18 protein-coding genes and 1 riboswitch are annotated in these 22,375 nt (G+C 73.4%); of the genes, 3 read left to right on the top strand and 15 right to left on the bottom strand.

Going from position 1 to position 22,375, the window contains the following annotated elements; genetic code table 11:
- Nucleotides 1-2: 2 nt before the first annotated feature.
- The 7 genes from nuoE to WAB14_RS03910 form a co-directional block, all read right to left on the bottom strand.
- Complete coding sequence (gene nuoE, locus WAB14_RS03940; RefSeq protein ID WP_340267636.1) at nucleotides 3-698, bottom strand: NADH-quinone oxidoreductase subunit NuoE; 696 nt, start codon at nucleotides 696-698, stop codon at nucleotides 3-5.
- Nucleotides 698-2,044 carry an NADH-quinone oxidoreductase subunit D gene (locus WAB14_RS03935; RefSeq protein ID WP_340267634.1) on the bottom strand — a complete coding sequence of 449 codons (1,347 nt, stop codon included), beginning with the start codon at nucleotides 2,042-2,044 and terminating at the stop codon, nucleotides 698-700. Before WAB14_RS03935 ends, nuoE begins: the two co-directional genes overlap by 1 nt.
- A complete protein-coding gene (locus WAB14_RS03930; RefSeq protein WP_340268449.1) occupies nucleotides 2,041-2,889 on the bottom strand; it encodes an NADH-quinone oxidoreductase subunit C in 849 nt (282 codons plus the stop codon). Before WAB14_RS03930 ends, WAB14_RS03935 begins: the two co-directional genes overlap by 4 nt.
- A gap of 158 nt (nucleotides 2,890-3,047) precedes the next feature.
- Nucleotides 3,048-3,602, bottom strand: a complete 555-nt coding sequence (locus WAB14_RS03925) for a NuoB/complex I 20 kDa subunit family protein (RefSeq protein ID WP_340267632.1) — start codon at nucleotides 3,600-3,602, stop codon at nucleotides 3,048-3,050.
- A gap of 65 nt (nucleotides 3,603-3,667) precedes the next feature.
- Complete coding sequence (locus WAB14_RS03920) at nucleotides 3,668-4,027, bottom strand: NADH-quinone oxidoreductase subunit A (protein ID WP_340267631.1); 360 nt, start codon at nucleotides 4,025-4,027, stop codon at nucleotides 3,668-3,670.
- Between the two features lie 188 nt (nucleotides 4,028-4,215).
- Entirely contained in the window at nucleotides 4,216-5,526 is a 1,311-nt protein-coding gene (locus WAB14_RS03915; RefSeq protein ID WP_340267629.1) for a geranylgeranyl reductase family protein, read from the bottom strand.
- A gap of 248 nt (nucleotides 5,527-5,774) precedes the next feature.
- Nucleotides 5,775-6,482 (bottom strand): demethylmenaquinone methyltransferase, encoded by a 708-nt coding sequence (locus WAB14_RS03910; RefSeq protein ID WP_340267627.1) that lies wholly within the window; start codon nucleotides 6,480-6,482, stop codon nucleotides 5,775-5,777.
- A 63-nt stretch (nucleotides 6,483-6,545) separates the two neighbouring features.
- Between WAB14_RS03910 and WAB14_RS03905 the strand changes: the two genes are divergently transcribed.
- Nucleotides 6,546-7,874, top strand: a complete 1,329-nt coding sequence (locus tag WAB14_RS03905; RefSeq protein ID WP_340267625.1) for an isochorismate synthase — start codon at nucleotides 6,546-6,548, stop codon at nucleotides 7,872-7,874.
- A 51-nt stretch (nucleotides 7,875-7,925) separates the two neighbouring features.
- Here the strand turns inward: WAB14_RS03905 and WAB14_RS03900 are convergent, their stop codons facing one another.
- Nucleotides 7,926-9,716, bottom strand: coding sequence for a diguanylate cyclase domain-containing protein (locus tag WAB14_RS03900; RefSeq protein WP_340267623.1), 1,791 nt, complete (start codon nucleotides 9,714-9,716; stop codon nucleotides 7,926-7,928).
- Between the two features lie 143 nt (nucleotides 9,717-9,859).
- Nucleotides 9,860-9,951, top strand: a riboswitch (SAM riboswitch).
- Nucleotides 9,952-10,111: 160 nt separating this feature from the next.
- Here WAB14_RS03900 and WAB14_RS03895 point away from each other — a divergent pair.
- Nucleotides 10,112-10,630, top strand: a complete 519-nt coding sequence (locus WAB14_RS03895; RefSeq protein WP_340267621.1) for a flavin reductase family protein — start codon at nucleotides 10,112-10,114, stop codon at nucleotides 10,628-10,630.
- Nucleotides 10,627-11,808, top strand: coding sequence for a dimethylsulfone monooxygenase SfnG (sfnG, locus tag WAB14_RS03890; RefSeq protein WP_340267619.1), 1,182 nt, complete (start codon nucleotides 10,627-10,629; stop codon nucleotides 11,806-11,808). The genes WAB14_RS03895 and sfnG overlap by 4 nt, the downstream gene beginning before the upstream one ends.
- A 34-nt stretch (nucleotides 11,809-11,842) precedes the next feature.
- Here the strand turns inward: sfnG and WAB14_RS03885 are convergent, their stop codons facing one another.
- The 7 genes from WAB14_RS03885 to WAB14_RS03855 all read right to left on the bottom strand — a co-directional run bounded on the left by WAB14_RS03885 (nucleotide 11,843) and on the right by WAB14_RS03855 (nucleotide 22,362).
- Complete coding sequence (locus tag WAB14_RS03885; RefSeq protein WP_340267617.1) at nucleotides 11,843-12,925, bottom strand: glycoside hydrolase family 5 protein; 1,083 nt, start codon at nucleotides 12,923-12,925, stop codon at nucleotides 11,843-11,845.
- The gene (locus tag WAB14_RS03880) at nucleotides 12,918-14,090 is read right to left on the bottom strand and encodes a GtrA family protein (protein ID WP_340267615.1); all 1,173 of its coding nucleotides are present in this window, start codon (nucleotides 14,088-14,090) and stop codon (nucleotides 12,918-12,920) included. Before WAB14_RS03880 ends, WAB14_RS03885 begins: the two co-directional genes overlap by 8 nt.
- The gene (locus tag WAB14_RS03875; protein ID WP_340267613.1) at nucleotides 14,087-15,970 is read right to left on the bottom strand and encodes an ArnT family glycosyltransferase; all 1,884 of its coding nucleotides are present in this window, start codon (nucleotides 15,968-15,970) and stop codon (nucleotides 14,087-14,089) included. Before WAB14_RS03875 ends, WAB14_RS03880 begins: the two co-directional genes overlap by 4 nt.
- The gene (locus WAB14_RS03870; RefSeq protein WP_340267611.1) at nucleotides 15,967-17,307 is read right to left on the bottom strand and encodes a glycosyltransferase family 2 protein; all 1,341 of its coding nucleotides are present in this window, start codon (nucleotides 17,305-17,307) and stop codon (nucleotides 15,967-15,969) included. The genes WAB14_RS03875 and WAB14_RS03870 overlap by 4 nt, the downstream gene beginning before the upstream one ends.
- 165 nt (nucleotides 17,308-17,472) lie before the next feature.
- Nucleotides 17,473-19,425: a cellulase family glycosylhydrolase gene (locus WAB14_RS03865; protein ID WP_340267609.1), complete on the bottom strand. Its 1,953-nt coding sequence runs from the start codon at nucleotides 19,423-19,425 to the stop codon at nucleotides 17,473-17,475.
- Between the two features lie 202 nt (nucleotides 19,426-19,627).
- The gene (locus WAB14_RS03860) at nucleotides 19,628-21,517 is read right to left on the bottom strand and encodes a glycoside hydrolase family 13 protein (protein WP_340267607.1); all 1,890 of its coding nucleotides are present in this window, start codon (nucleotides 21,515-21,517) and stop codon (nucleotides 19,628-19,630) included.
- Entirely contained in the window at nucleotides 21,514-22,362 is an 849-nt protein-coding gene (locus WAB14_RS03855) for a sugar ABC transporter permease (RefSeq protein ID WP_340267605.1), read from the bottom strand. Before WAB14_RS03855 ends, WAB14_RS03860 begins: the two co-directional genes overlap by 4 nt.
- Between the last annotated feature and the right edge of the window lie 13 nt (nucleotides 22,363-22,375).

Here is a 22,375-nt window from a genome sequence, read left to right as displayed (position 1 = left end):
GGTCAGGCCTCCTTGCCGTCGCTGCGCTGTCGTTCGGGACTGCCGGGCTCGGGGGCGGTCCAGCCGTTCTCACGCGCCAGGCGCAGGCCCCGCAGGGTCGCCGGACCGGCGGCAGGACCTTCGTCGGCGCGGCCGTCGGGGAAGCCGGCGAGCACCCGGGACATCGGCTTGAACTCGACGACCTCGTCGGCGCCGCGCGTCGGGCGGACCGCCTCGCCGCGGCGCAGCCGGTCGACGAGCTCGCACGTGGACCGGGGCGTCTGCTCGTCGAAGAACTCCCAGTTGACCATGACGACGGGCGCGTAGTCGCAGGCGGCGTTGCACTCGACGCGCTCGAGCGTGACGGCGCCGTCCTCGGTCGTCTCGTCGTGCCCGACGCCGAGGTGGTCGCTGACGGCGGCGAAGATCTCGTCGCCGCCCATGACCGCGCAGAGGGTGTTCGTGCACACCCCGACGGTGTAGCGGCCGTTGGGGTGCCGCTTGTACTGCGTGTAGAAGGTCGCGACCGCGCTCACCTCGGCGTTGCTGAGCCCGAGGGTCTCGGCACAGAACGCGATGCCGTCGGGGCTGACGAAGCCGTCGACCGACTGCACGAGGTGGAGCAGCGGCAGCAGCGCCGAGCGCTCCTGCGGGTAGCGCGCGACCACCGCGGCGGCGTCCGCGCGCAGCTGCTCGAGCGTCGTCTCGTCGTACGCCATCAGCGGTCCACGCCTCCCATGACGGGGTCGAGGGCGGCCACGGACGCGACGACGTCGGCGACCTGGGCGCCCTCGCACATCACGGAGACACCCTGCAGGTTGGTGAAGGACGGGTCGCGGAAGTGGGCCCGGTACGGCTTCGTGCCGCCGTCGGAGACCACGTGGACCCCGAGCTCGCCGCGCGGGGACTCCACCGCGGTGTAGACCTGGCCGGCGGGCACGCGGAAGCCCTCGGTGACGAGCTTGAAGTGGTGGATGAGCGCCTCCATCGAGGTGCCCATGATCGTGCGGATGTGGTCGAGGGAGTTCCCGAGCCCGTCACCGCCGAGCGCGAGCTGCGACGGCCACTTGATCTTCGGGTCGTCGACCATGACCGGGCCGGGCCCGAGCGCACGCAGCCGCTCCATGCACTGCTCGATGATCTTCACCGACTCGTACATCTCGTCGATGCGGATGCGCATGCGGGAGTAGTTGTCGGCGTCGGTCCGCGTGATGACGTCGAAGTCGTAGGTCTCGTAGCCGCAGTACGGCTCGTCCTTGCGCAGGTCCGCCGGAAGACCGGTGCTCCGCAGGACCGGGCCCGTGATGCCGAGGGCGAGGCAGCCGGCGAGGTTGAGGTAGCCGGTGCCGACGAGGCGCTGGCGCAGCGTCGGGTTCTGCGCGCTCAGGAGCTCGAGCTCCTTGATGCCCTGGCGGATGCTCGGGACGAACTCGCGGATGCTGTCGAGGGTGCCGGGCGGGATGTCCTGCGCGACGCCGCCGGGGCGCACGTACGCGTGGTTCATCCGCAGGCCGGTGATCTCCTCGAGGATGTCGAGGGCCTTGTCCCGCTCGCGGAACCCGTCGGTCATCATCGTCGTGGAGCCGAGCTCCATGCCGCCGGTCGCGAGCGCGACGGTGTGGGAGCCGATGCGGTTGAGCTCCATCGTGAGGACGCGCAGCACGCTCGCGCGCTCCGGCACCTGCTCCGTGATCCCGAGGAGGCGCTCGACGCCGAGGCAGTACGCCGTCTCGTTGAAGATCGGCGAGAGGTAGTCCATGCGCGTGCAGAAGGTCACGCCCTGGGTCCAGGAGCGCACCTCCATGTTCTTCTCGATGCCGGTGTGGAGGTAGCCGATGCCGGCGCGGGCCTCGGTGACGGTCTCGCCCTCGACCTCGAGGATGAGCCGGAGCACGCCGTGGGTCGACGGGTGCTGCGGGCCCATGTTGACGACGATCCGCTCCTCGCCCAGGCGCGCGGTGTCGACGACGTCGTCCCAGTCCCCGCCCCCGCCGACGGTGACGACGGCTCCCTCGAGGACGTCCGGGTCCGTGGCCGAGTACGGGTCCTGCTGCTGGGTGCTCACGTGTAGAGCCTCCGCTCGTCCGGCGGCGGGACGGTGGCGCCCTTGTACTCCACCGGGATCCCGCCGAGGGGGTAGTCCTTGCGCTGCGGGTGGCCCGGCCAGTCGTCGGGCATGTGGATGCGCGTGAGCGCGGGGTGGCCGTCGAAGACGATGCCGAAGAAGTCCCACGTCTCGCGCTCGTGCCAGTCGTGGGTCGGGTACACCGACGTCGTCGACGGGACGTGCGGGTCGGCGTCCGGCACGGACACCTCGAGGCGCACGCGGCGCCCGTGCGTGAGCGAGCGCAGGTGGTAGACCGCGTGCAGCTCGCGGCCGGCGTCCTCCGGGTAGTGGACGCCGGAGACGCCGAGGCTCAGCTCGAAGCGCAGGTCGGGCTCGTCGCGCAGCCGGCGGCACACCTCGAGGAGGTGCTCGCGGCGCACGTGGAGGGTGAGCTCGCCGTGCTCGACGACGACCTTCTCGATCGCGCCGGACGGGCCGTCGAAGTCGAGTCCGACGTCGGCGAGGGACTGCCCGAGCGCGTCGGCGAGCTCGTCGAACCAGCCGCCGAAGGGCCGCTGCGCCGGCAGGGCGACCATCGAGGTCGTGACGAGGCCGGAGTAGCCGCTGGTGTCACCCGGTCCGGCGACGCCGAACATGCCCCGGCGGGTCGTGACGGGGGTGGCGGCCGCGACCTGCGCGCCGGTGGCGACGTCGCTGCGGGCGCCGCGGGACTCCGCGTCACCTGCGGTCCCGGTGCCGGCGGTGGCCCCGCTGGTGGCGGCGCCGCCGGTGGTGGCGGACGGGTCCGGACCGGGCTCGTCCTCGGCCTCGGTGGCCTCCTCGACGGCGGGGTCCGTGCTCAGCTTCGTGCTGGGGTCGAGCGCCTCGTCCTCGACCTGCTCGGTCGTGACGTCGTCGGCGCCGGTCGGGTTCGTGCCGCCGGCGGGCGCACCGTCCGGACCCTGCGCCGCGGCCTCGTCACCCTCGCCGAGCGTGCCGGCGGCGCCCTTCTGGTCGTCGCTCACCGGAGCAGGCCCTTCTGCTGGATGGTCGGGGTCGCGACGAGGGCCCGCTCCTCGGCCTCGCGCTCCGCGGCGACCTTGTGGGCGCCCATCTTCTCGCCCTTGATCTGCTCGTGGAGCTTGAGGATGGCGTCGAGGAGCATCTCCGGGCGCGGCGGGCAGCCGGGGAGGTAGACGTCGACGGGGACGATGTGGTCGACGCCCTGGACGATCGCGTAGTTGTTGAACATCCCGCCGGAGCTCGCGCACACGCCCATGGCGATGACCCACTTCGGGTTCGGCATCTGGTCGTAGACCTGCCGCACGACCGGCGCCATCTTCTGGCTCACGCGCCCGGCGACGATCATGAGGTCGGCCTGTCGCGGGCTCGCGGAGAACCGCTCCATGCCGAAGCGGGCGATGTCGTACTTGGGGCCGCCGACGGCCATCATCTCGATGGCGCAGCAGGCGAGGCCGAAGGTGGCCGGCCACACCGACGCCTTGCGGACGAGGCCGACGAGCTGTTCGACCTGCCCCAGGAGGATCCCGGCGGGGAGCTTCTCCTCGATTCCCATGTCAGTCGCTCCAGTCGGAGGGTCGGGTGGTCCGGTCTGCTGCTGCCCCGCGGCTCACCGGGACGTCAGTCCCACTCGAGGCCGCCCCGACGCCACACGTACGCGTAGGCGATGAGGATGGCGCCGACGAACAGCAGCACCTGCACGAGCGCGAAGAGCCCGAGCTGGTTGAAGGCGATGGCCCACGGGATGAGGAACACCGTCTCGATGTCGAACACGATGAAGAGCATCGCGATCAGGTAGAACTTCACGGGCACCCGGCCACCGCCCGTGGCCTGCGGCGACGGCTCGATGCCGCACTCGTAGGCCTCGAGCTTCGCGCGGTTGTAGCGGGCGGGCCCGGTGAGCGAGGTGGCGAGCACCGAGAACGCGGCGAAGCCGGCGCCGATGGCCAGCATGATCACCAGCGGGAGGTAGGGGCTCACAGGGGTGCTCCTCGTCCGGTCCTGCCTGCGTCGCGGCGGTCGGCCGCGGCGCGGGTCGGGTGCAGGGTCGCGGTCATCCTAGGGGCGACCCGGAACGGTCCAGGACCGGGGTACGGGCCGCCTACCTGCGGGTTTAGGTCAGAAGCGCCTGACGAAATCGAACCGTTACCCCGCACCGCCCGCACCGCTCAGGCGATCCGCGAGGCGACCGGGGACAGCCGCTCCATCGCCTGGATGACGCGGTCGACGCCGCTGCCACCGCGGTCCTCGTAGAGGTTCGCGAGGAGCTTGAGGACGAACTGCATGAGGAGCGGGCGGGGCAGCCCGTAGCGCGTGGCGGTCTGCATGACCCACGGGTTGCCGATGAGCTTCACGAACACCCGGCCGAGCGCGTAGTAGTCGCCCATCTCCGCCTCGACGGCCTTCGGGTACGAGCGCAGCGCCCGCTCGCGCTGCAGCTCCGGCATGGCGAGGGCCTGGCTGACGACGCCTGCGGCGATGCGGCTGGACGCCATGGCGTAGGCGATGCCCTCGCCGTTGAACGGGTTGACCATGCCGCCGGCGTCCCCGACGAGCACGAGCCCGCGGGTGTAGTGCGGCGTGCGGTTGAAGCCCATCGGCAGCGCGGCGCCGCGGACCGGGCCGACCTGGTTCTCCGGCGTGAAGCCCCAGTCGGCGGGCATCGTGGCGACCCAGCGGTGGAGCAGCTCCTTGTAGTCGACCTTGCCGAAGGCGCTGGAGCTGCTGAGGATGCCGAGCCCGACGTTGCTCGTGCCGTCGCCGACGCCGAACACCCACCCGTAGCCCGGCAGCAGCGTGCTCTGCCCGGGCGGGCCGTCCCACAGCTCCAGCCAGCTCTCGAGGTAGTCGTCGTCGGTGCGGGGGCTCGTGAAGTACGTGCGGACGGCGACGCCGAGCGGGCGGTCCTCGCGCTTCTCCAGGCCCATCGCGAGGCTGAGCCGGCTCGAGTTGCCGTCGGCGGCGACGACGACGCGGGCGCTCACCTCACCGGTCTCCCCGGTGCGCCGGCCGCGCTCGTCGTAGCGGGCCCACGTCACCCCGGTGATGCGGCCCGTCGCGTCGAGGACGGGACCGGTGACGCCGGTCTGCTCGAACAGGTGGGTCCCCGACCGCTCGGCGGTGCGGGCGAGGACCTCGTCGAGGTCGGCGCGCGGGCGGACGAGCCCGTAGCTCGGCACCCCGGTGAGCTCGGGCCACGTCAGCTGGAGCCGCTGCCCGCCGCCGATGATGCGCAGCCCCTTGTTGCGGATCCAGCCGTCCTCCTCGCGGTGGGGGACGCCGAGCGCGACGAGCTCCTTCACCCCGCGCGGGGTGAGACCGTCACCGCACACCTTCTCGCGGGGGAAGGCGGTCTTCTCCAGCAGGACGACGTCGAGCCCGGCGCGGGCGAGGTACGCGGCGGCGGTCGAGCCCGCGGGGCCTGCCCCGACGACGACGACGTCGGCCTCGGTGGGGATCGGATCGGGTCCGCTGGTCATCGAGGGTCCTCCACAGGGGTGGCGCGGGTCTTGTGCGCCGCTTCACAAGGTTGGGCCCAGGGTACGTCGGCGCGGCGGCCGTCGCGCGCGCCAGGTGGGCGTGCCCGTTCGCCGGCGACTGGGACGTCCCGCCCGCGAGTGGGACGTTTCGCCGGTGACCGGGACGTCGCGGCCTCGCAGTCGCCCGAGGACGTCCCACACGCGTCGAGGACGTCCCACACGCGGCGCGGACGTCCCACTCGCGGCGCTCAGGTCGGCGGCCGGACCGCCCGGTGCAGCGCGACGATGCCGCCGCTCGCGTCCTGCCACGACACCTCGCCCCAGCCCGCCGCGCGCAGCCGCGCCGCGAGGGCGGGCTGGTCCGGCCACGCCTGGATGGACTCCGCGAGGTAGTCGTACGCCTCCGGGTTCGAGGCGGCGCGCCGCGCCACGGCCGGCAGCACGCTCAGCAGGTACCGGTCGTACACGTGGCGGAACGGCGCCCACGTGGGGTGGGAGAACTCGCAGACGACGAGGCGGCCGCCGGGCCGGGTGACCCGCAGCATCTCCCGCAGGCCGGCGTCGGGGTCGACGACGTTGCGCAGACCGAAGGAGATCGTGACCGCGTCGAACGTCGCGTCGGCGAAGGGCAGCCGGGTCGCGTCCCCCGCGAGGAACGACAGGTCGGGGCGGCGGCGCCGCCCGACGTGGAGCATGCCGAGGGAGAAGTCGCACGCGACGGCTCGGGCGCCGAGGGCGGCGAAGGGCTCGGTCGAGGTGCCCGTGCCGGCGGCGAGGTCGAGGACCCGTTCCCCGCGCTGCAGGTCGAGCAGCCGCGTCACGAGTCGGCGCCACCGCCGGTCGGACCCGAGGGCGAGGACGGTGTTCATGAGGTCGTAGCGCTCGGCGACGCCGTCGAACATCGTGGAGACGTCGACGGGCCGCTTGTCGAGGTCGGCCCTCGTGCCGGAGGTCACAGCGCCAGGGTAGGTGGCCGCGGTGGGCGGAGCGCCCGGCGGCCGACCTACCCTGGTGCTGCCATGTCGACCCCCCTGTCCTCCCCCGCGCAGCCCGCGGAGCGCCCGGCGACCACGCCGCGGCCGGCCGGCCGGCTCGTCTCCCGCACCGTCGGGCTCGACGACCCGGGACCGCTGCTCGACCTGCTCCCCCCCGGCGACGCCGAGCCGCTCGCCTGGGTGCGGCGCGGTGAGGGCCTCGTGGGGTGGGGCCGGGCCGCCCGGATCCGCACGAGCGGACCCGACCGGTTCGCCGACGCCGAACGCCGGTGGCGGGAGCTGCTCGGCGGGTCCGTGGTGCGCGACGAGGTCCGGCTGCGGGGCACCGGACCGGTCGCGTTCGGCTCCTTCGCCTTCGCCGACGCCTCGGCCAGCGAGAGCGTGCTGGAGGTCCCGGAGACCGTCGTCGGCCACCGCGACGGCCGCTGGTGGCTCACCCGCACGACGGTCCAGGCGCCGGGGGCCCGGGCGGCCGCCGAGCTGCCGGGACCGGTGGAGGCCCCCGCCCCCCACGGGCGGCCGGAGCCACCACGGGACGTCACGTTCGCCGACGGGTCCGTGACGAGCACCGAGTGGGAGCTGCTCGTCGCGGCCGCCGTCGCCCGCATCGGCCGCGGTGACGTCGACAAGGTCGTCCTCGCCCGCGACCTGCTGGCCCGGGCCTCGGCCCCGCTCGACGTCCGCTCGGTCCTGCAGCGGCTCGCCGCCGCGTACCCGGCGACGTGGACCTTCCACGTCGACGGCCTCGTGGGCGCGACGCCGGAGATGCTCGTGCGGACCCATGTCCGCCTCGTCGCCTCCCGTGTGCTCGCGGGCACCATCCGCCGCACCGGCGACGACGAGCACGACCTCGCTCTGGCGGCGTCGCTCGCCCGTTCGAGCAAGGACCTCGGCGAGCACGAGTACGCCGTCCGCTCCGTCGTGGAGGCGCTCGAGCCGTTCTGCGCGGGGACGAACGTGCCGGAGTCCCCGTTCGTCCTCCACCTCGCCAACGTCATGCACCTCGCGACCGACGTGACGGGCGTGCTCCGCGACGGGGTGTCGAGCCTGCGGCTCGCGGCTGCGCTCCACCCGTCGGCAGCGGTGTGCGGCACCCCGACGGGGGCCGCGGCGGGACTCATCGCCGACCTCGAGGGCATGGACCGGGGCCGCTACGCCGGACCGGTCGGCTGGCTCGACGCCGACGGTGACGGCGAATGGGGCATCGCGCTGCGGTGCGGACAGCTGGGCGACGACGCGACCGAGGTCCGGCTGTTCGCGGGCTGCGGGATCGTCGACGGCTCCGACCCCGCCGCGGAGCTCGCGGAGTCGACGGCGAAGCTCGTGCCGATGCGCGACGCCCTCGGCGGCTGAGCCGGGTCTCGGCCCCGCGGGCCGCGACGTCCGGGAGCCGGACGCCGCGGGTCAGCGTGGCGCCGGGACGACGCTCCCCTCGCGGGTGATGCGGCCGCGCCCGGCGCGCTTCGCCCGGTACATGGCGGCGTCCGCCCGCTCGAGGAGCCGCTGCGGGTCGTCGTCGGGCTCCGACAGCGTGAGCCCACCGCTGACGCCCACGTCGAGGGCGGTCCTGCCGACGACGAGGGGCTCGGCCATCCGCTCCATGAGGCGCGCGGCGAAGGCGTCCGCGTCGGCCGGTCCCGCGAGCCCCGGGCAGCACACGACGAACTCGTCGCCACCCAGGCGCGCCACGGTGTCGGCGGGACGCACCGCCTCGCAGAGCCGCCGGGCGACGAGCACGAGGAGCTCGTCGCCGGTCTGGTGCCCGAAGGTGTCGTTGACGGCCTTGAAGCGGTCGAGGTCGACGAAGAGGACGCCGACGGAGCTGCCGTCCCGGCGCGCCCCGGCGAGTCCCTGCGCGAGCCGGTCGAGCAGCAGCGTCCGGTTCGGCAGCCCGGTGAGCTCGTCGTGCAGCGCGAGCCGGGTGAGCCGCTGCTCGGCGTCCTTGCGGTCCGTCGCGTCGACCATCTGCACCGTGAGCCGGGCGCCCCGGACGGCGTCTCCGTCGCGACCGACGAGGTCCGCGCCGACGAGGACGTGGAGCCACCGGGCCGTGCCGTCCGGCAGGAGGACCCGCGCGTCGCCCTCCCAGGACGCGGCCCGCCCGCTCGCGACCGCGACGAGCCCGGCACGGACCTCGCGGACGTCGTCGGAGTGGACGAGCGCCAGCCAGTCGGAGCCGACGACCTCGCCGGCGGCACGTCGCAACAGGGTCGCGGTCGCCGGGTTGGCGGTCCGCACCTCGGTCGTCGTCCCGTCCGGACGCAGCCGGAGAGACACGTGGCCGGCGAAGGCGGTGTCGACGCTGCGGCGGGCGCGCGCCTCGCTCACGCGGACCGCCTCGAGCAGCTCCTCGCGCTCGTGCCGGCTGATGGCGACGCTCATCGCGACGAGGGCGAGGACCGCGAGGAACCCCTGGGCGAGCAGGACCCGTGTCGTGGGCGAGCCCGCCCCGGCGAAGGGGCCGTGGCCGAGGACCGTCAACGTCACGGTCGCCGACCACGTGAGGACGAGGTGGGCCGACGTGAGGAAGCGGCCGAGCCGCATAGCCGCCCACAGGGTGAGCGGGATGGTGGCGTACGCGATGTTGAGCCCGTCCGCGACGAGGAACACGAGCCAGTAGCCGGCGACGGTCGCGGCCAGCAGGACCGCCGCCTCCGCCCTCCGGGCCGCGACGACCTCCGACGCCTTGGGCGGCCAGGTCCACGCGACGGACAGCACGAGCGCCGTGCTCACGAGGTTGCGAACGAGGACGAGGAAGGCGGCGAGCGGCCCGTCGACGTACACGGGAGTGGCGACGAAGAGGACGGCGGCGCCGGCCGCGGCGGCCGCGAAGGAGCCGACGAGCACGAGCGAGGCGCCCCGGACGGACGTCATCGGACGCGGTCCGGCGCGCAACAGGCACAGCACGCCGGCGCCGACGGCGGCGTGGACCAGGTTGGAGGCCGCGAAGGCCGGGGCCTGCGAGGCGGGGATGCCGGTGAGGACGTTGACGACGGTGACCGACGCCGCCATCAGCCCCGCTGCGGCCAGCGCCTGCCGGGGACGCCTCACCTGGGTGGCCCAGAGCACGGCGACGCCCGCCGCCGGCCACACGAGCGACAGTCCTGACAGCGCCGACGCTGCCGTCGTGGCCGTCAGTCGCCCGAGGACCGCCGCAGCGGTGAAGGCGACGAGGAAGAGGACGGTCGAGCGCACGTCCTGGTGATCGGCAGCGGGCGGGTCGCGATGCGGGGCCGACCGGGTGACGGCCCTCGTCACGCAGCGTGAGCACGTCCGAGGCGTGAGACGTCCGCTGCGGGAGGTGGACACGAGGGGGCGACGGCCGCCACAGTCGTCCTCGTCCATCCAGAGCGGCCGAGAGACCTGGCTCGTCGACGCCGCAGCAACCCCCCGGTGACGGGTGAGGGTGCTCCCGCCAGGCCGATGGAGGCCATCACCGTGAACGTCCGTCCTGCTCCTGACCCGACCCGCGCGCCGCGGCTGGTGCGCCGCCGTGTGGTCGACCTGCACAGGACCGGGTCCAGCGCCTGTCGGCGCCGGACCTCCTGAGCCGCCCGACCACCCTTCCCGCACCGCCCACAGGAGCCACCATGACCACCCCCACCTGGGGTGGACCCGCCGTGGACCTGCGCCGCGCGTTCCGATCCGACGCCTCGAGCGTCTGGGTCGTCACGACCGCGCACGCAGGCCGGCCCGTCGGGTTCACCGCCGTGTCCGTCACCTCCGTCTCCCTCGTCCCGCCGCTGCTGTCGTTCAACGTCTCGAGGTCGTCCTCGAGCCTGCACGCCCTCGTGCAGAGCGGCCGCTACGCCGTCCACCTGCTCGCCGCCGACCAGGCCGAGCTCGCCCGACGCTTCGCCGCCGACGCCGCCCTCCGCTTCGGGCCCGCGACCGCGTGGCGCTGGGGCGACGACGACCTGCCGCACCTCGACGGGGTCGTCACCCGCGTCGCCGGCGCCGTCCTGCGGTTCGTCGAGGCAGGGGACTCCCTCCTCGCCCTCGGCGAGGTCCACCGCGTCACGGGAGCCGACTCCCCGGGCGTCGAGCCGCTCGTCCACCACTCCCGCACCTACACGCGTCCCGCCGCTCTCGAAGGAGCCGTCGCATGACCGAGCCCGTCCGCTTCGCCGACCCCCTGCGCTTCGCCGGCACGAGCACTCCGCTCCGCTTCGCCTACTGGGTGCCCAACGTCTCCGGCGGCCTCGTCGTCTCGACCCTGCCCCAACGGACGTCGCACAGCCCCGAGTACAACGTCGACACCGCGCGGGCCGCCGAGGCCGCAGGCTTCGACTACGCCCTCACGCAGGTCCGCTACGGCGCGAGCTACGGCGCGGACGAGCAGCACGAGTCGACGTCGTTCTCCCTCGCCCTGCTGCTCGCGACCCAGCGCCTCAAGGTCATCGCCGCCGTCCACCCCTACTTCTGGCAACCGACCGTCCTCGCGAAGTGGGCCGCCACCGCCCAGGCCCTCACGGGCGGCAGGCTCGCCCTCAACGTCGTGTCCGGCTGGTTCAAGGGCGAGGCGGTGTCGTTGGGCGCGACGTGGCTGGAGCACGGGGAGCGCTACCGGCAGTCCGAGGAGTTCATCGAGGTACTGCGCGGGGCGTGGACCACCGACGGCTTCACGTACCGGGGCGACTTCTTCCGCACCCGCGACCTCACCTTCCGCCCCCAGCCGGACGTCCTCCCGGAGATCTTCCAGGGCGGCAACTCCACCGACGCCCGGCACATGGCCGGGCGGGTGAGCGACTGGTACTTCATGAACGGCAACAGCCCCGAGGGCGTCGCGGAGCAGGTCGCGCAGGTCGGCGGCTACGCGGCCGCGAACGGGCGCCGCGTGCGATTCGGCGTCAACGGGTTCGCCGTGGTCCGCGACACGGAGGCGGAGGCCCGGCAGGTCGTCGAGGACATCGTCGCCCACGCCGACGTCGAGAAGGTCGAGGGCTTCGGCGAGGCGGTCCGGCAGGCGGGCCGGTCGACGTCGGACGGGACGGGCATGTGGTCGGACAGCACGTTCCGGGACCTCGTCCAGTACAATGACGGCTTCCGCACCGGGCTCGTCGGCACGCCCGAGCAGGTGGCCCGTCGCGTGCTCGCCTACCGCCTCGTCGGCGTCGACCTGCTCCTGCTCGGCTTCCTCCACGTCCGGGAGGAGGTGGAGGCCTTCGGGCGGCGCGTCATCCCGCTCGTCCGCGAGCTGGAGGCGGAGGTCGCGGGGGTCGCGGACCCCGTCGCCCACCTCGACCTGGAGGATGAGCTCGCCGCGGCCCTCGCTGCGGCCGGCTGAGGCCGCATTGCCACGGGGAGCCGGCGCGGACGCCTCAGTGCCGCGCCGGCTCCACGACCCGGGCGATGCTGGTCGCGTGACGCAGCGGAGTCCCCGTGTACACCGACAAGGGGTAGCCGTCGCCCCAGCGCTCGCCGGTGGCCCAGCAGGCGACGTCGACGCCCCCGCCGATGAGGCGCTCGTACGCCTGCGCGCCCAGCCGGTTCCAGCGGCGCCAGTCTTCGGGGTGCGCTGCCGCGGGCTCACCGGACGGCCAGCCGACCTCGCCGAGGAGCCCGCGCACCCCCTGCTCGTCGCACCATCGGAGGAAGCCGTCGAGCTCGGTCGCCACCTTCGCGGCAAGCGACTCCCAGCCGTCGCGTCGTGCGCGGGCGTCGTCGACGGCGAACGGTGCCGGGTACGTGCCCCGGTGCTCGTTGCTCGCATCGAAGTAGTAGTGCGCCTCCGCCCCGCTACGGCCCAGCGGGTCTTCCACAAACCACCGCGGGTGCGTGACGGCCCACGACGCCGCTGACGACCACCGCTCCCCGGACACCCACACCCACGCACGGGACCCGGCTCCGCGCACGGCGTCGACCGCCGCCTGGGCGGCGGTCTCCCAGCCGCGCGCACCGCCCGGCATGTCGTGCGGCTCGTTCATCAGGCCGAGCTCGACCCGGTCGTCGCCGACGAGGGCTCCGGCCAGCCGGCCCCACAGGTCGGCGAAGGCCTCGACCGGCACGGCCGGGCTGCCGACCGGCTCCCCGCGGAAGCGACCGAAGCCGTGGACGTCGAGGACGCACGCCATGCCCCGCTCCGTGCAGTGCCCGACGACCGTCCGCAGCTCGGCGAGGTAGGCGGGCTCGAGCGAACGGCCGAGGTGGGGCTGGACCGACTCCCAAAGGAACGGCAGCCTGACGAGTTCGTAGCCGCGCTGGGCGAGCAGCTCGGCGGTGCTCACGGGGTCGAAGGCGCCCCCGACCTCGAACTCCGCACCCGCGACGTTGACCCCCACCCGGCCGGGGGTACGCCCGGCGCACGCGGCTGCCACAACGAGGAGCGGGACGACGGCGACGCCCGCCGCACCCCGCAGGAGGGAGCGGCGGGTCAGGACCGGCGCGGTGCCGGCCTCAGGCACCGCGACGGGCACCGACCGGTTGGCCCTCGGACGCGACCACGACCGCGTCCGGCGCGACGGGCACCGTGCGCGGCGGCCGACCGCGATACACGACCCGGGACACGAAGAGGAACCGGACGACGAAGGCGACGGCGATCGTGACGGCCTGCGCGGCGACGGGGTGCAGCCCGGTGAGGGACACGAGCGCCACGAGCGCCGGCAGCCGCAGGGCGGTCTCGATGTTGTTGAACGCGAAGAACTGCAGCGCCCGGGACCACCACGGGTGGACGCCGTCGCGCAGGTCGTGGAACACGAAGCGCTCCGACAGCAGGAAGTTGTGGAGGATGCTCACCTCCGCCGCCACCACGGCCGCCGCCACGTACGGCGTCGCGACCGCCACGAGGGCCCACATGACGGCGAGGTTGACGAGGGCACCGAGCGCCCCCACCACCGCGAAGCGGCTCATGCGCCCCATCCGGAGGCTGACGAGCTGATGGAGGAAATGCAGACCGTTGCGCCACGACGCCTTGCTCTCCCCGTCATGGCGGACACCGAACGCGAACGGCAGCTCCAGGACCCGCAGGTCGTGGCGGGCGAGCACCTCGAGCAGGATCTTGAACCCGCGAGGCCGCAGCCGGTCGGTGTCGACGGCCGCGCGGCGCAGGCAGAAGAAGCCCGTCATCGGGTCGGTGCACAGCCGCCCGATGCGCTTCGGGAAGCACGCACGAGCCAGCATCGTGCTCACCCCGGACACCGACCGCCGCCAGGAGCCGGCCAGACCACCGGCGTCGCCGTCACCGGTGTACCGGCTCGCGACGACGACATCGGCGTCCTCTGCCGCATGACGAAGGGCGGGGACGAGCTCCGGCGGGTGCTGGAGGTCGCCGTCCATGACGACGACGAACGACGCGCGGCTGTCACGGATCCCGGCGGTCACTGCACCTGCGAGCCCTCCGACCCGCTCGCCCGGCGCCCGGTGCAGCAGGCGCACCCGGACGGGGTGTCCCTGCCGCGCCACCTCGCGGACGCGGTCGGGGGTGTCGTCGGTGGAGTCGTCGACGAAGAGGACCTCCGCGGTCTCGGGCCGCTCGAGGGCGGTGGACAGCCGGCGGACGAGGATCTCGACGTTGCCGCCCTCGTTGAAGGTGGGCACGACGACTGTCGTGTCGGGGGCGGTGGGGCTCACGAGGTCTCCTCGGGGGTCTCGGCGAGGACGTCGGTGACGACGTCGGTCGTGGTGCCGTAGCGGTCGGCCAGCTCGGCGGGGGTGGCGTCCGCCGCCTCCGAGCGGATGGCGTCGACCTGCCCGTTCGTCAGGCCCTCGTAGGGGCTCGGCGCCGCGAGGCGCAGCTCGAGGGCGCGGCGCTCGAGCGCGAGTTCCTGGCGCTGCCGCGAGGCCGCACGGGCCTCGCGCTCCTCGATCTCCGCCTGCGTGAGGACGTCGCGGAGCTCGACGCGGCGCACCCCCACGCCGCCGGACCACACGACCTCGCTGTTGTCGTAGGCCTCGCGGACGACCGGGGCCATGTCGCTCATGGAGTCCCGGGTCCACAGCAGGTAGTCGATGCTCTCGTAGCTCGGCACGACCTCCTCGGCGACGGCCGGGTCGGAGTCGACCTTGTAGAACCACACGACGTCCTCGCGGTCCCTGCCCGCCGCGACGAGGTCGTTCCAGTAGGTGTTGTCCACGACGAGGACGGCGTCGTCGGGCACCTCGGCCTCGACGACCTCGAGGGCGCGGGCGTGGACGGCGTTCTGGTCCGCGGCGTAGGCGAAGCGGTAGCGCTCGCGGGCGTCCTGCACGGGCTGCCACGCCATGAGCGCGACCACGACGACGAGGAGGTACGACGGCACGAGGGACACACCGTGCCGACCGGCCCGCATGCGCTGCCACAGCTCGTCGACGACACCGACGAGCACGAGCGCGCAGAACGGCAACATCGCGATGACGTACATCGCCGGTAGGTAGCCGCCGGGCCGGAGCGCGACGAGCGTCGCGATCACGACCGCGAGCGCTGCCGGGCGCAACCGGCGCAGGAGCAGCGCGGGCAACGAGAGACCGATGCCGAGGAGCAGGAGGTACGGGTCCTGGTCGAGCCAGCCGAGGACGGTGCCGTGGGCCCCGCCGTCGGCACCGGAGGGGTCGAGGACGGAGCCGGACCCCTCGCGCGAGGACAGCTGGAACTGCACAGCCGCCCACACGGAGACCCGCTCGTCGCTGGGGAGCAGCTCGCTGCGAATGGCGGCGTACGTGAGGTAGAGGGCGCCGGTGAGCGCGGTCACCACGCCGAGCCCCACGACGGCGAAGCGCCGCGTGCGCGGGTAGGTGGCCTGCCACACCGCGACGAGGAGCGCCGGCGCGAGCACGAGCACGGTCTCCTTCGTGAGGACGGCGATGCCGAAGGCGAGGCCCGCGAGCATGTGGAGCCCGAGATGGCGGCGACGGTTGAGGGCGAGGACGAAGGCCCCGAGCAGCCACGGCATCGCGACGTTGTCGAGCAGGACCTGGCGCCCCCAGAACAGCGTGAGCGGGTTGAGGGCCCACACCAGCACGGTGGCGAGGGCCCATCCGCGGGACATGCCCACCCGGCGGGCGAGCAGGAGGAGCAGCAGCGCCGAGACGACGACGTAGCCCACCATGACGGCCCGGCCGGCGAGCAGGGCGGGACCGTCGTCGAGGATCAGGTCGGGCAGCCACGTCAGCCCGGCCAGCTGCAGCCAGCCGACGGGCGGGTGGTCGTACCAGTAGGTGTACGGCGCGAGGGTGCCGAGCTCCTGCACGGCCCAGGCCTGCGAGAAGTACGTGCCCTCGTCGTCGACGAAGCGCGGCCAGCCGACGAGGTTGGTCGCATGCGCCGCCCCGATCACGACGAGCGACAGGACGACGGTCAGCCGCGTGACGAGCGGACCGGCGGTCGAAGAGGTCGGGCGCCGGCGCGCACGGGCGTGGCGCGGCGGGTGCGGGGGGCCGGACGGTGGTGCCGGCGCGCGTCCGTGTCGCGGGAACGGGTCGATCGCCGGCAGCGGCGCGGGTGCGGTGCCGCGCTCGAGGGTGGGTGCGCTCACGCGGCCACCTCCACTCGATCACGTGCAGGCACGGCGTCGCCGGACGCGGCCCCCGTCAGGTGGGACCCCACGTGGGCTGTCTTCTCCCACGCGAAGTCGCCCGTCACGTACTTGACGAGCGCGCGGACCACCGCCACGGCGAGCAGCACCTGGTAGAAGGGCATCGACACCACGAGCCGCACGTAGTCGCGGAAGCGCACGCCCAGCTGCATCTCCTCGTCCCACTCCCGGAGGATGAGCACCTCGAAGGCGAGCATCGCGAGGGTCGGCACGAGCGGCAGCAGGGTGACGAGCACGACGAGCGGCGGCACCTCGGCGAGGAACGCCGTGAGGACGGCGACGGGCAGCACGAGACCGGCGAATGCGACGGCGTGCTGCTGTACGAGGGTCCACCACGCGTGCACGCGACGCGAGCGCGTCGGGAGTCGCTTCCAGTCGCCCTTCGACAGCACCTGCATGAAGCCGAGCGCCCAGCGCGTCCGCTGCTTGACGAGCTGGGGGATGCGTTCCGGGGTCTCCTCACGCGTGACGAGCGACGGGTCGTAGGCGACCTCGATGCGTCGCCCGCGCGTGGACAGGCGCACGCCGAGGTCGCAGTCCTCGGCGAGGCAGGAGCCGTCCCAGCCGCCGACCTCCAGCAGCAGGTCGCGGCGGACGAAGACGGTGTTGCCGCCGAGGGGGATGAACCCGGACAGCGCGTGCCCGTGCAGCCGACTGCGGAACCAGATCCGGTACTCCATGCAGTTACGGAGGCTGAACCACGAGTCCTGGTAGTTCATGAGGTGGACCGCTCCCTGCACGACGTCGGCGTCGCGCTCGGAGAACACGCGGTCGACGTTGACGAGCAGGTCCGGGGCGGCGAGCGACTCCGCGTCGAAGACGCCCACGACCTCGTTGCGGCACATGAGGAGGGCGTCGTTCAGCTGCTTCGGCTTGTTCTTCGTGCCGACGGGGTCGTGGTTGACCGAGACGCGGACCCGCGCGTCCCGCGCGGCGAACCGGTGCGCGGTCTCGACGGTCGGGACGTCGTCGTGGCCGACGGAGATGATGACCTCGACATGCGGGTGCGACTGCGCGAGGAGCGCGTCGAGGGTGGCCCGCATGACAGGCTCCTCCTCCTCCCGGCACGGCATGATCAGCGAGAAGGAGCGGCGTACCACCGGCCGGCGGTGGGGCGGGTCCTGATTGAGGTCGAGGACGGTGTCGTCGGCGCCCGGGTAGCGGGCGCGGTCGTCGTGGTCCGGCAGGAGCCACGCGTGCATCTGCCACCACAGGGTGGTGACGGCGACGGCGGTGAGGGCGAGCGCGACGAGGACGAGCAGCAACGAGACGATCAAGGGGTCGCTCCGGCGGGGGGATCAGCAGCCGTGATCTCGACGTCGAGGGACAGACCTTGGGCGGACAGCTGGACGTGACGCACCGGCCGTTGCACCACCCTGACGGAACCCGCCCCAGGTTGGCGAACTCGGCGCTGGGGCTTGCTGTACCCGCCCGCGTGGGGGTCAAACTCCTGAGGGCGACACGTGTGCTCTCGGGCCGGCCCCACCCGCTGTTGCGGCCGTTTGCAGCCTCGCCCGCACCTGGTCGCCCCACGGCGTCGGCCGCGTCCCGGCCCAGTCCTGCACGAGGACGTGGGCGTCACCTGGCCACAGGTTCCAGGTCCAGGCGGTGTACCCGGCGCCTTCCCCGTCGAGCAGGTCGAGCAGCCGCTCGGAGAAGCCGGTGGACGACGGCGCGCACCCGACACACAGCTGGTCCGGGCCGATCTCCGTCGCGACGAGCGGGTGCTGTGCCGCGACGGGCGCCACCTCCGCCAGGAAGCACTCGGCGGTGCGGCAGGCGTTGAAGTCGTAGGCGTGCCACGCCACCCCGAGGTTCCCGATGGGGTCGTGCGGGCGGTGGGCGAGCCAGCCGTCGAGCCGGTTGCTCCACTGCACCCCGCCGACCAGCACGAGCTGTCGGGCGCCGGTCGAGCGGACGGCGTCGAGCAGTTCCTGCACCCCGGCGACCTCGTACGGGGCGCCGGTCGCGTGGTCCACGGTCCGGGGGCACCAGCCGCCGTCGCGCCAGCAGCGCCACGCCTCGGCGCTGGTGCTGCCACCGTCGGGATGGGGCTCGTTGACGAGCTCGAAGACGACGGAAGGGTTGTCGCGGAAGTGGGCCGCCACCGACGCCCAGAAGCGGGGCGAGTGCTCGCGGTTCGTCATCGGGTTGTTGTCCGTCCGGCGGGTGCCGGGGGCGTGCCAGTGCAGGTCGAGGACGGCGACCATGCCGAGCGCGTTGATCGCGGCCACCTGCCGGGTGATCGCCTCCCGGTACTCGCTGCCACGCCGGTGCGCCGGTATGCCGGAGTCGACGTCGAGCCAGCAGTGCTCGTTGAGGGGGACCCGGACCGCGGTCGCCCCCCAGGAGCGGGCACCCATCAGCGGGACGCTGCTCGCCCGCTCGGCGTCCGGCCCGTCGAAGAAGCCCCAGCCCTGAGCGCACGCGTACTCGGTACCCGACTGGTTGACGCCCAGCAGGCGGACGGTCCGGCCCGACTCGTCGACGATCGTGTTCCCGCTCGCTCTCAGCCCGCGGGGAGCAGCAGGTCGCCCTGTGGGCGCTGGGTCCGCCGCAGCCGTCGACAGCCGGACGTCGTCGACGTGGACGTGGACGGTGCCGGACGCCTGGTCGGACTCCACCTGCACGCCGACGGCCCTCATCCCGCCTGCGACGACGTCCGGGACGGTGAATGAGACGGTCGTCCATGTACCGGGCACCAGCGTCGAGGTGGGGCCGGCGACATAGGACCACCCGGAGTCCTGGGCCTCGAGTCGCGCCCGCCACGAGCCAGAGGTTCCGGCGGGCACGAGGACCCTGGCCTCGAGCCTCGTGCCCTGGTTGCGGATGTCTCGCAGGGCGCTGCGCCCGTCCCCGGCCCGCAGCGCTCCCCAGCCACCCGGGAAGGTGCGGGTGACCCGCAGCGAGCCCGTTCCCACCGCCGCGGCGAGGGTGCTGTGGCTCGTGGTGGAGTTCTCGCCGCGCCATCCGTCCGTCCCCAGCTCGAACCCGTACGACAGCGCAGTCGACGGTGCGGTCGGGCTCGTCGTCGGGCTCGTCGTCAGGCTGGTCGTCAGGCTCGTCGTCGGGCTCGTCGTCGGGCTCGTCGTCAGGCTCGTCGTCAGGCTCGTCGTCAGGCTCGTCGTCGGGCTCGTCGTCGGGCTCGTCGTCAGGCTCGTCGTCGGGCTCGTCGTCGGGCTCGTCGTCGGCGCCGCGGTCTCCGTCGAGGTCGTCGTGGCGGCGACCAGCGGTCCCCGGGACCGCGAGCGGCCCGTCGAGGCCGGTCGCCACATGTCGGTGCGAGCGGCCTTGCGCGCAGCGGACCAGGCGGTCTCCGCGGCCGCCGCCGACGGGCGGGTGGACGCAGCGGCACCCGACGCGGCGTTCCCGGGGACGTCGCCCGAGACCGTCACCGCGGTCAGGAGGACAGCGAGGGCGATCGGGGCACTACCACGCGATCGAGAGCCCAGGAGTCGAAGGAGTCCGAGGAGTCCTGGGGGCGAAGGAGACATGGCGGACCATTCGTCGGAGCTGCGGGCCTCCTGGTACTCGACCGGCTCGGCCCTCCCCTCCAGACGGCAGACGGGTGACGCGCACGTCGGCGCGGGCAGGGCGTCAGCCGCAGCGGAGGACCACGGCCCCCGGACCGGGCAGCTGCACCTGGACGACGGTCGCGCCCGCCTCGACCGTCGCACCGGGACTGCGCCACAGCAGCGTCGGCTCGCCCAGCAGCGACACCGGCAGGTCGACGGTGCTCGCGGCGCGGGCGACGACGACGGCGACCCGCTCGCCGGGTGCCTCGCGCAGCCACGCCATGTCGTCCTCCCCCGCGCAGAGCCAGCGCATGCCACCGCGGCGCAGCGCCGTGGACCGCCGGCGCAGTCCCAGCAGCCCGGCGTAGGCCTCGAGCACCGCCCCGGCGAAGCGGTCGTCGTCGTCCCACGGCATCGGGGTGCGCGCGTGCTCGCCGTCCTCCGCCTCCAGCCCCAGCTCGTCACCGGCGAAGACCATGGGGATGCCGGGGTAGCCGACGAGCAGGGCGGCTCCGACCAGCAGGGCCTCGTCGGAGCCGAACACCGTGCGGGCGCGGGGCGTGTCGTGCGAGCCGATGTTGTTGACGTTCTGCAGCGCCTGGTGCCACGGCACGGCGGCGGCGAACTGGCGCATCGCCGCCACGACGTCCTCGGTGCGCTTGCGGGGGACCTCGACCGGGAGGCCGAGGAACCCGATCCGGCAGCCGGGCTCGGCGAGCCACTCCCACACCGGCCGGGTGAAGGCGGCGTAGTTCATGACGGCGTCCCAGCCGCCGGCCCCGGTGGTGACGTCGTCGGAGGTGTCGTGGAAGTGCTCGGCGAGCAGGAAGCTGTCCGGCTTCGTCTCGTCCATGGTCCGCCGGACCGCCCGCGCCACCTCGTGGTTGTGGTCGTCGTCGGCGCGCCGTCCTGTCATGTTCGCGACGTCGATGCGCCAGCCGTCGAGCCCGTCCGGTCCCTCGAGCCAGCGCGCCACGACGCTGCCGGGTCCCTCCACCATGCGGCGGCGGAGCTCCGGCGAGGCGTGGTCGAGCTTGGGCAGGCTCGGGATGGCGAACCACGCCTCGTAGTCCGGGCCGTCGGCGGCCGCCACCTCGCCCCGGGGACCGTGCTGCGGCTGGGGACCCTCGTCGAAGAAGTAGTAGAAGGACGCCTCCGGCGAGCTGCGGTCGGCCTGGGCGGCGAGGAACCACTCGTGGGTGTCGCCGGTGTGGTTGGTCGTGAGGTCGCCCATCACCCGGATACCGGCCCGGTGCGCGGCCCGGACCAGGGAGGCGAGCGCCTCGTCACCGCCGAGCAGCGGGTCGACCCGGTCGAAGCTCGACGCGTTGTAGCGGTGGTTGCTCGCGGCCGGGAAGAACGGGGTGAGGTAGAGGATGTCGACACCGAGGCGTGCCAGGTGGTCGAGGTGCTGCTCGACCCCGGCGAGGTCGCCGCCGAACAGCTGCAGCGGGGTCTCGGGGCCGGTGTGCTCGACGGGGTCCCCCCACTCGGCGGGCACCGCCCAGTCCGGCAGTGGGCCGTGGTCGACGCCGGAGCGGGCGAACCGGTCGGGGAACACCTGGTACACGACCCCGTCCACGGCCCAGTCCGGTGCGGGGCGGTACGTGCTGACGACGAAGTCGGCGGCGTCGGTGACGTCGTGGCTCCACGTCCCGGCGGCGTTGACCCACCGGTAGCCGTCCGGCCCGTCGTCGAGGAGCCAGCGGTAGTGCGTCATCCGGTTGCGCAGCGGCAGCCGGGCCTGCCACCACGTGTCGTGCTCGTCGCGTCGGACGACCTCCGCCGCCGTGTAGAAGGGCTCGCCGTCGTGCAGGCGACGCACGTGCACCGCCTGCACGCCGGGTCCCGCGTGCGGCACGCGCAGCAGGACGGGCACGACGTCGCCGAGGGTGGCGGCCGCCGCCTCCGGGCTGTGCAGGGCCGAGCCGTCGTGGTGCGGCTCGGCCCACAGCCGGGTCCCTCGGGTCACTTGCCCGCCCCGGCGGTGAGGCCGGACACGACGTACTTCTGCAGCCAGAGGAACAGCAGGACAGCGGGGATGGCGCCGAGGAGCGAGCCCGCGGCGAAGAACCCCCACTGGGCGTTGAGGAAGTTGCTGACGAGCCCGTAGAGGCCCACCGCCAGGGTGAGGTCCTCCGGTGCGGTGAGGATGATGCTCGCCACGAGGAACTCGTTGAGCGTCGTGATGAACGCGAGCAGCACGACGACGGCGAGGACCGGCGCCGACAGCGGCAGGATCATCGTGAAGAAGATCCGCGTGTGGCTGGCGCCGTCGACCTTCATCGCCTCGTCGAGCTCCTTCGGCACCGTGTCGAAGAAGCCCTTGATGAGGAACGTCGAGACGCCGAGCGCGCCGCCCATGTACACGAAGACGAGCCCGAGCGTGGAGCCGAGGCCGATCGCGGGGAACAGGTTCCCGATCTCGAAGACGAGCAGGAAGATCGCGATCGCCGCGAGGATCTGCGGGAACATCTGGATGAGCAGGAGGCCGAGCAGCCCGATGCGACGACCCGCGAACCGGAAGCGGCTGAAGGCGTACGCCGCGAGGCAGGCGACGAAGACCTGGAGGACCGCGGTCGCGACGGCGACGAACATCGTGTTGAGGAACCAGCGGGGGAACGGGAACACGGGCGTGTTGAAGAGCGCCTCGTAGTTGTCGGTCCCGATCCGGCTGAAGAGCTGGTTGCTCGCGGTCAGCGTCCCCGCGGGGTTCAGGGAGGCGCTGATGACGAACACGATCGGGAACAGGGCGAAGACGAGGACCGCGAGGGCGACGAGGTGTCGCCAGCCGGTGTCGGTGAACCACTTGGTCATGTGTCCCAGCTCC

Origin of the sequence: Aquipuribacter nitratireducens (assembly GCF_037860835.1) — a bacterium.
GTDB classification, from domain to species: Bacteria; Actinomycetota; Actinomycetes; order Actinomycetales; family JBBAYJ01; genus Aquipuribacter; species Aquipuribacter nitratireducens.
The sequence above is the reverse complement of the archived record's forward strand: the minus strand, read 5'-3'. Positions and strand labels throughout refer to the sequence as shown.

Coding starts and splice junctions, on each gene's coding strand:
- nuoE (WP_340267636.1), bottom strand. CDS start 698: ATGGCGTACGACGAGACGACGCTCGAGCAGCTGCGCGCGGACGCCGCC.
- WAB14_RS03905 (WP_340267625.1), top strand. CDS start 6,546: ATGTCGACCCCCCTGTCCTCCCCCGCGCAGCCCGCGGAGCGCCCGGCG.
- WAB14_RS03895 (WP_340267621.1), top strand. CDS start 10,112: ATGACCACCCCCACCTGGGGTGGACCCGCCGTGGACCTGCGCCGCGCG.
- WAB14_RS03855 (WP_340267605.1), bottom strand. CDS start 22,362: ATGACCAAGTGGTTCACCGACACCGGCTGGCGACACCTCGTCGCCCTC.
- WAB14_RS03925 (WP_340267632.1), bottom strand. CDS start 3,602: ATGGGAATCGAGGAGAAGCTCCCCGCCGGGATCCTCCTGGGGCAGGTC.
- sfnG (WP_340267619.1), top strand. CDS start 10,627: ATGACCGAGCCCGTCCGCTTCGCCGACCCCCTGCGCTTCGCCGGCACG.
- WAB14_RS03915 (WP_340267629.1), bottom strand. CDS start 5,526: ATGACCAGCGGACCCGATCCGATCCCCACCGAGGCCGACGTCGTCGTC.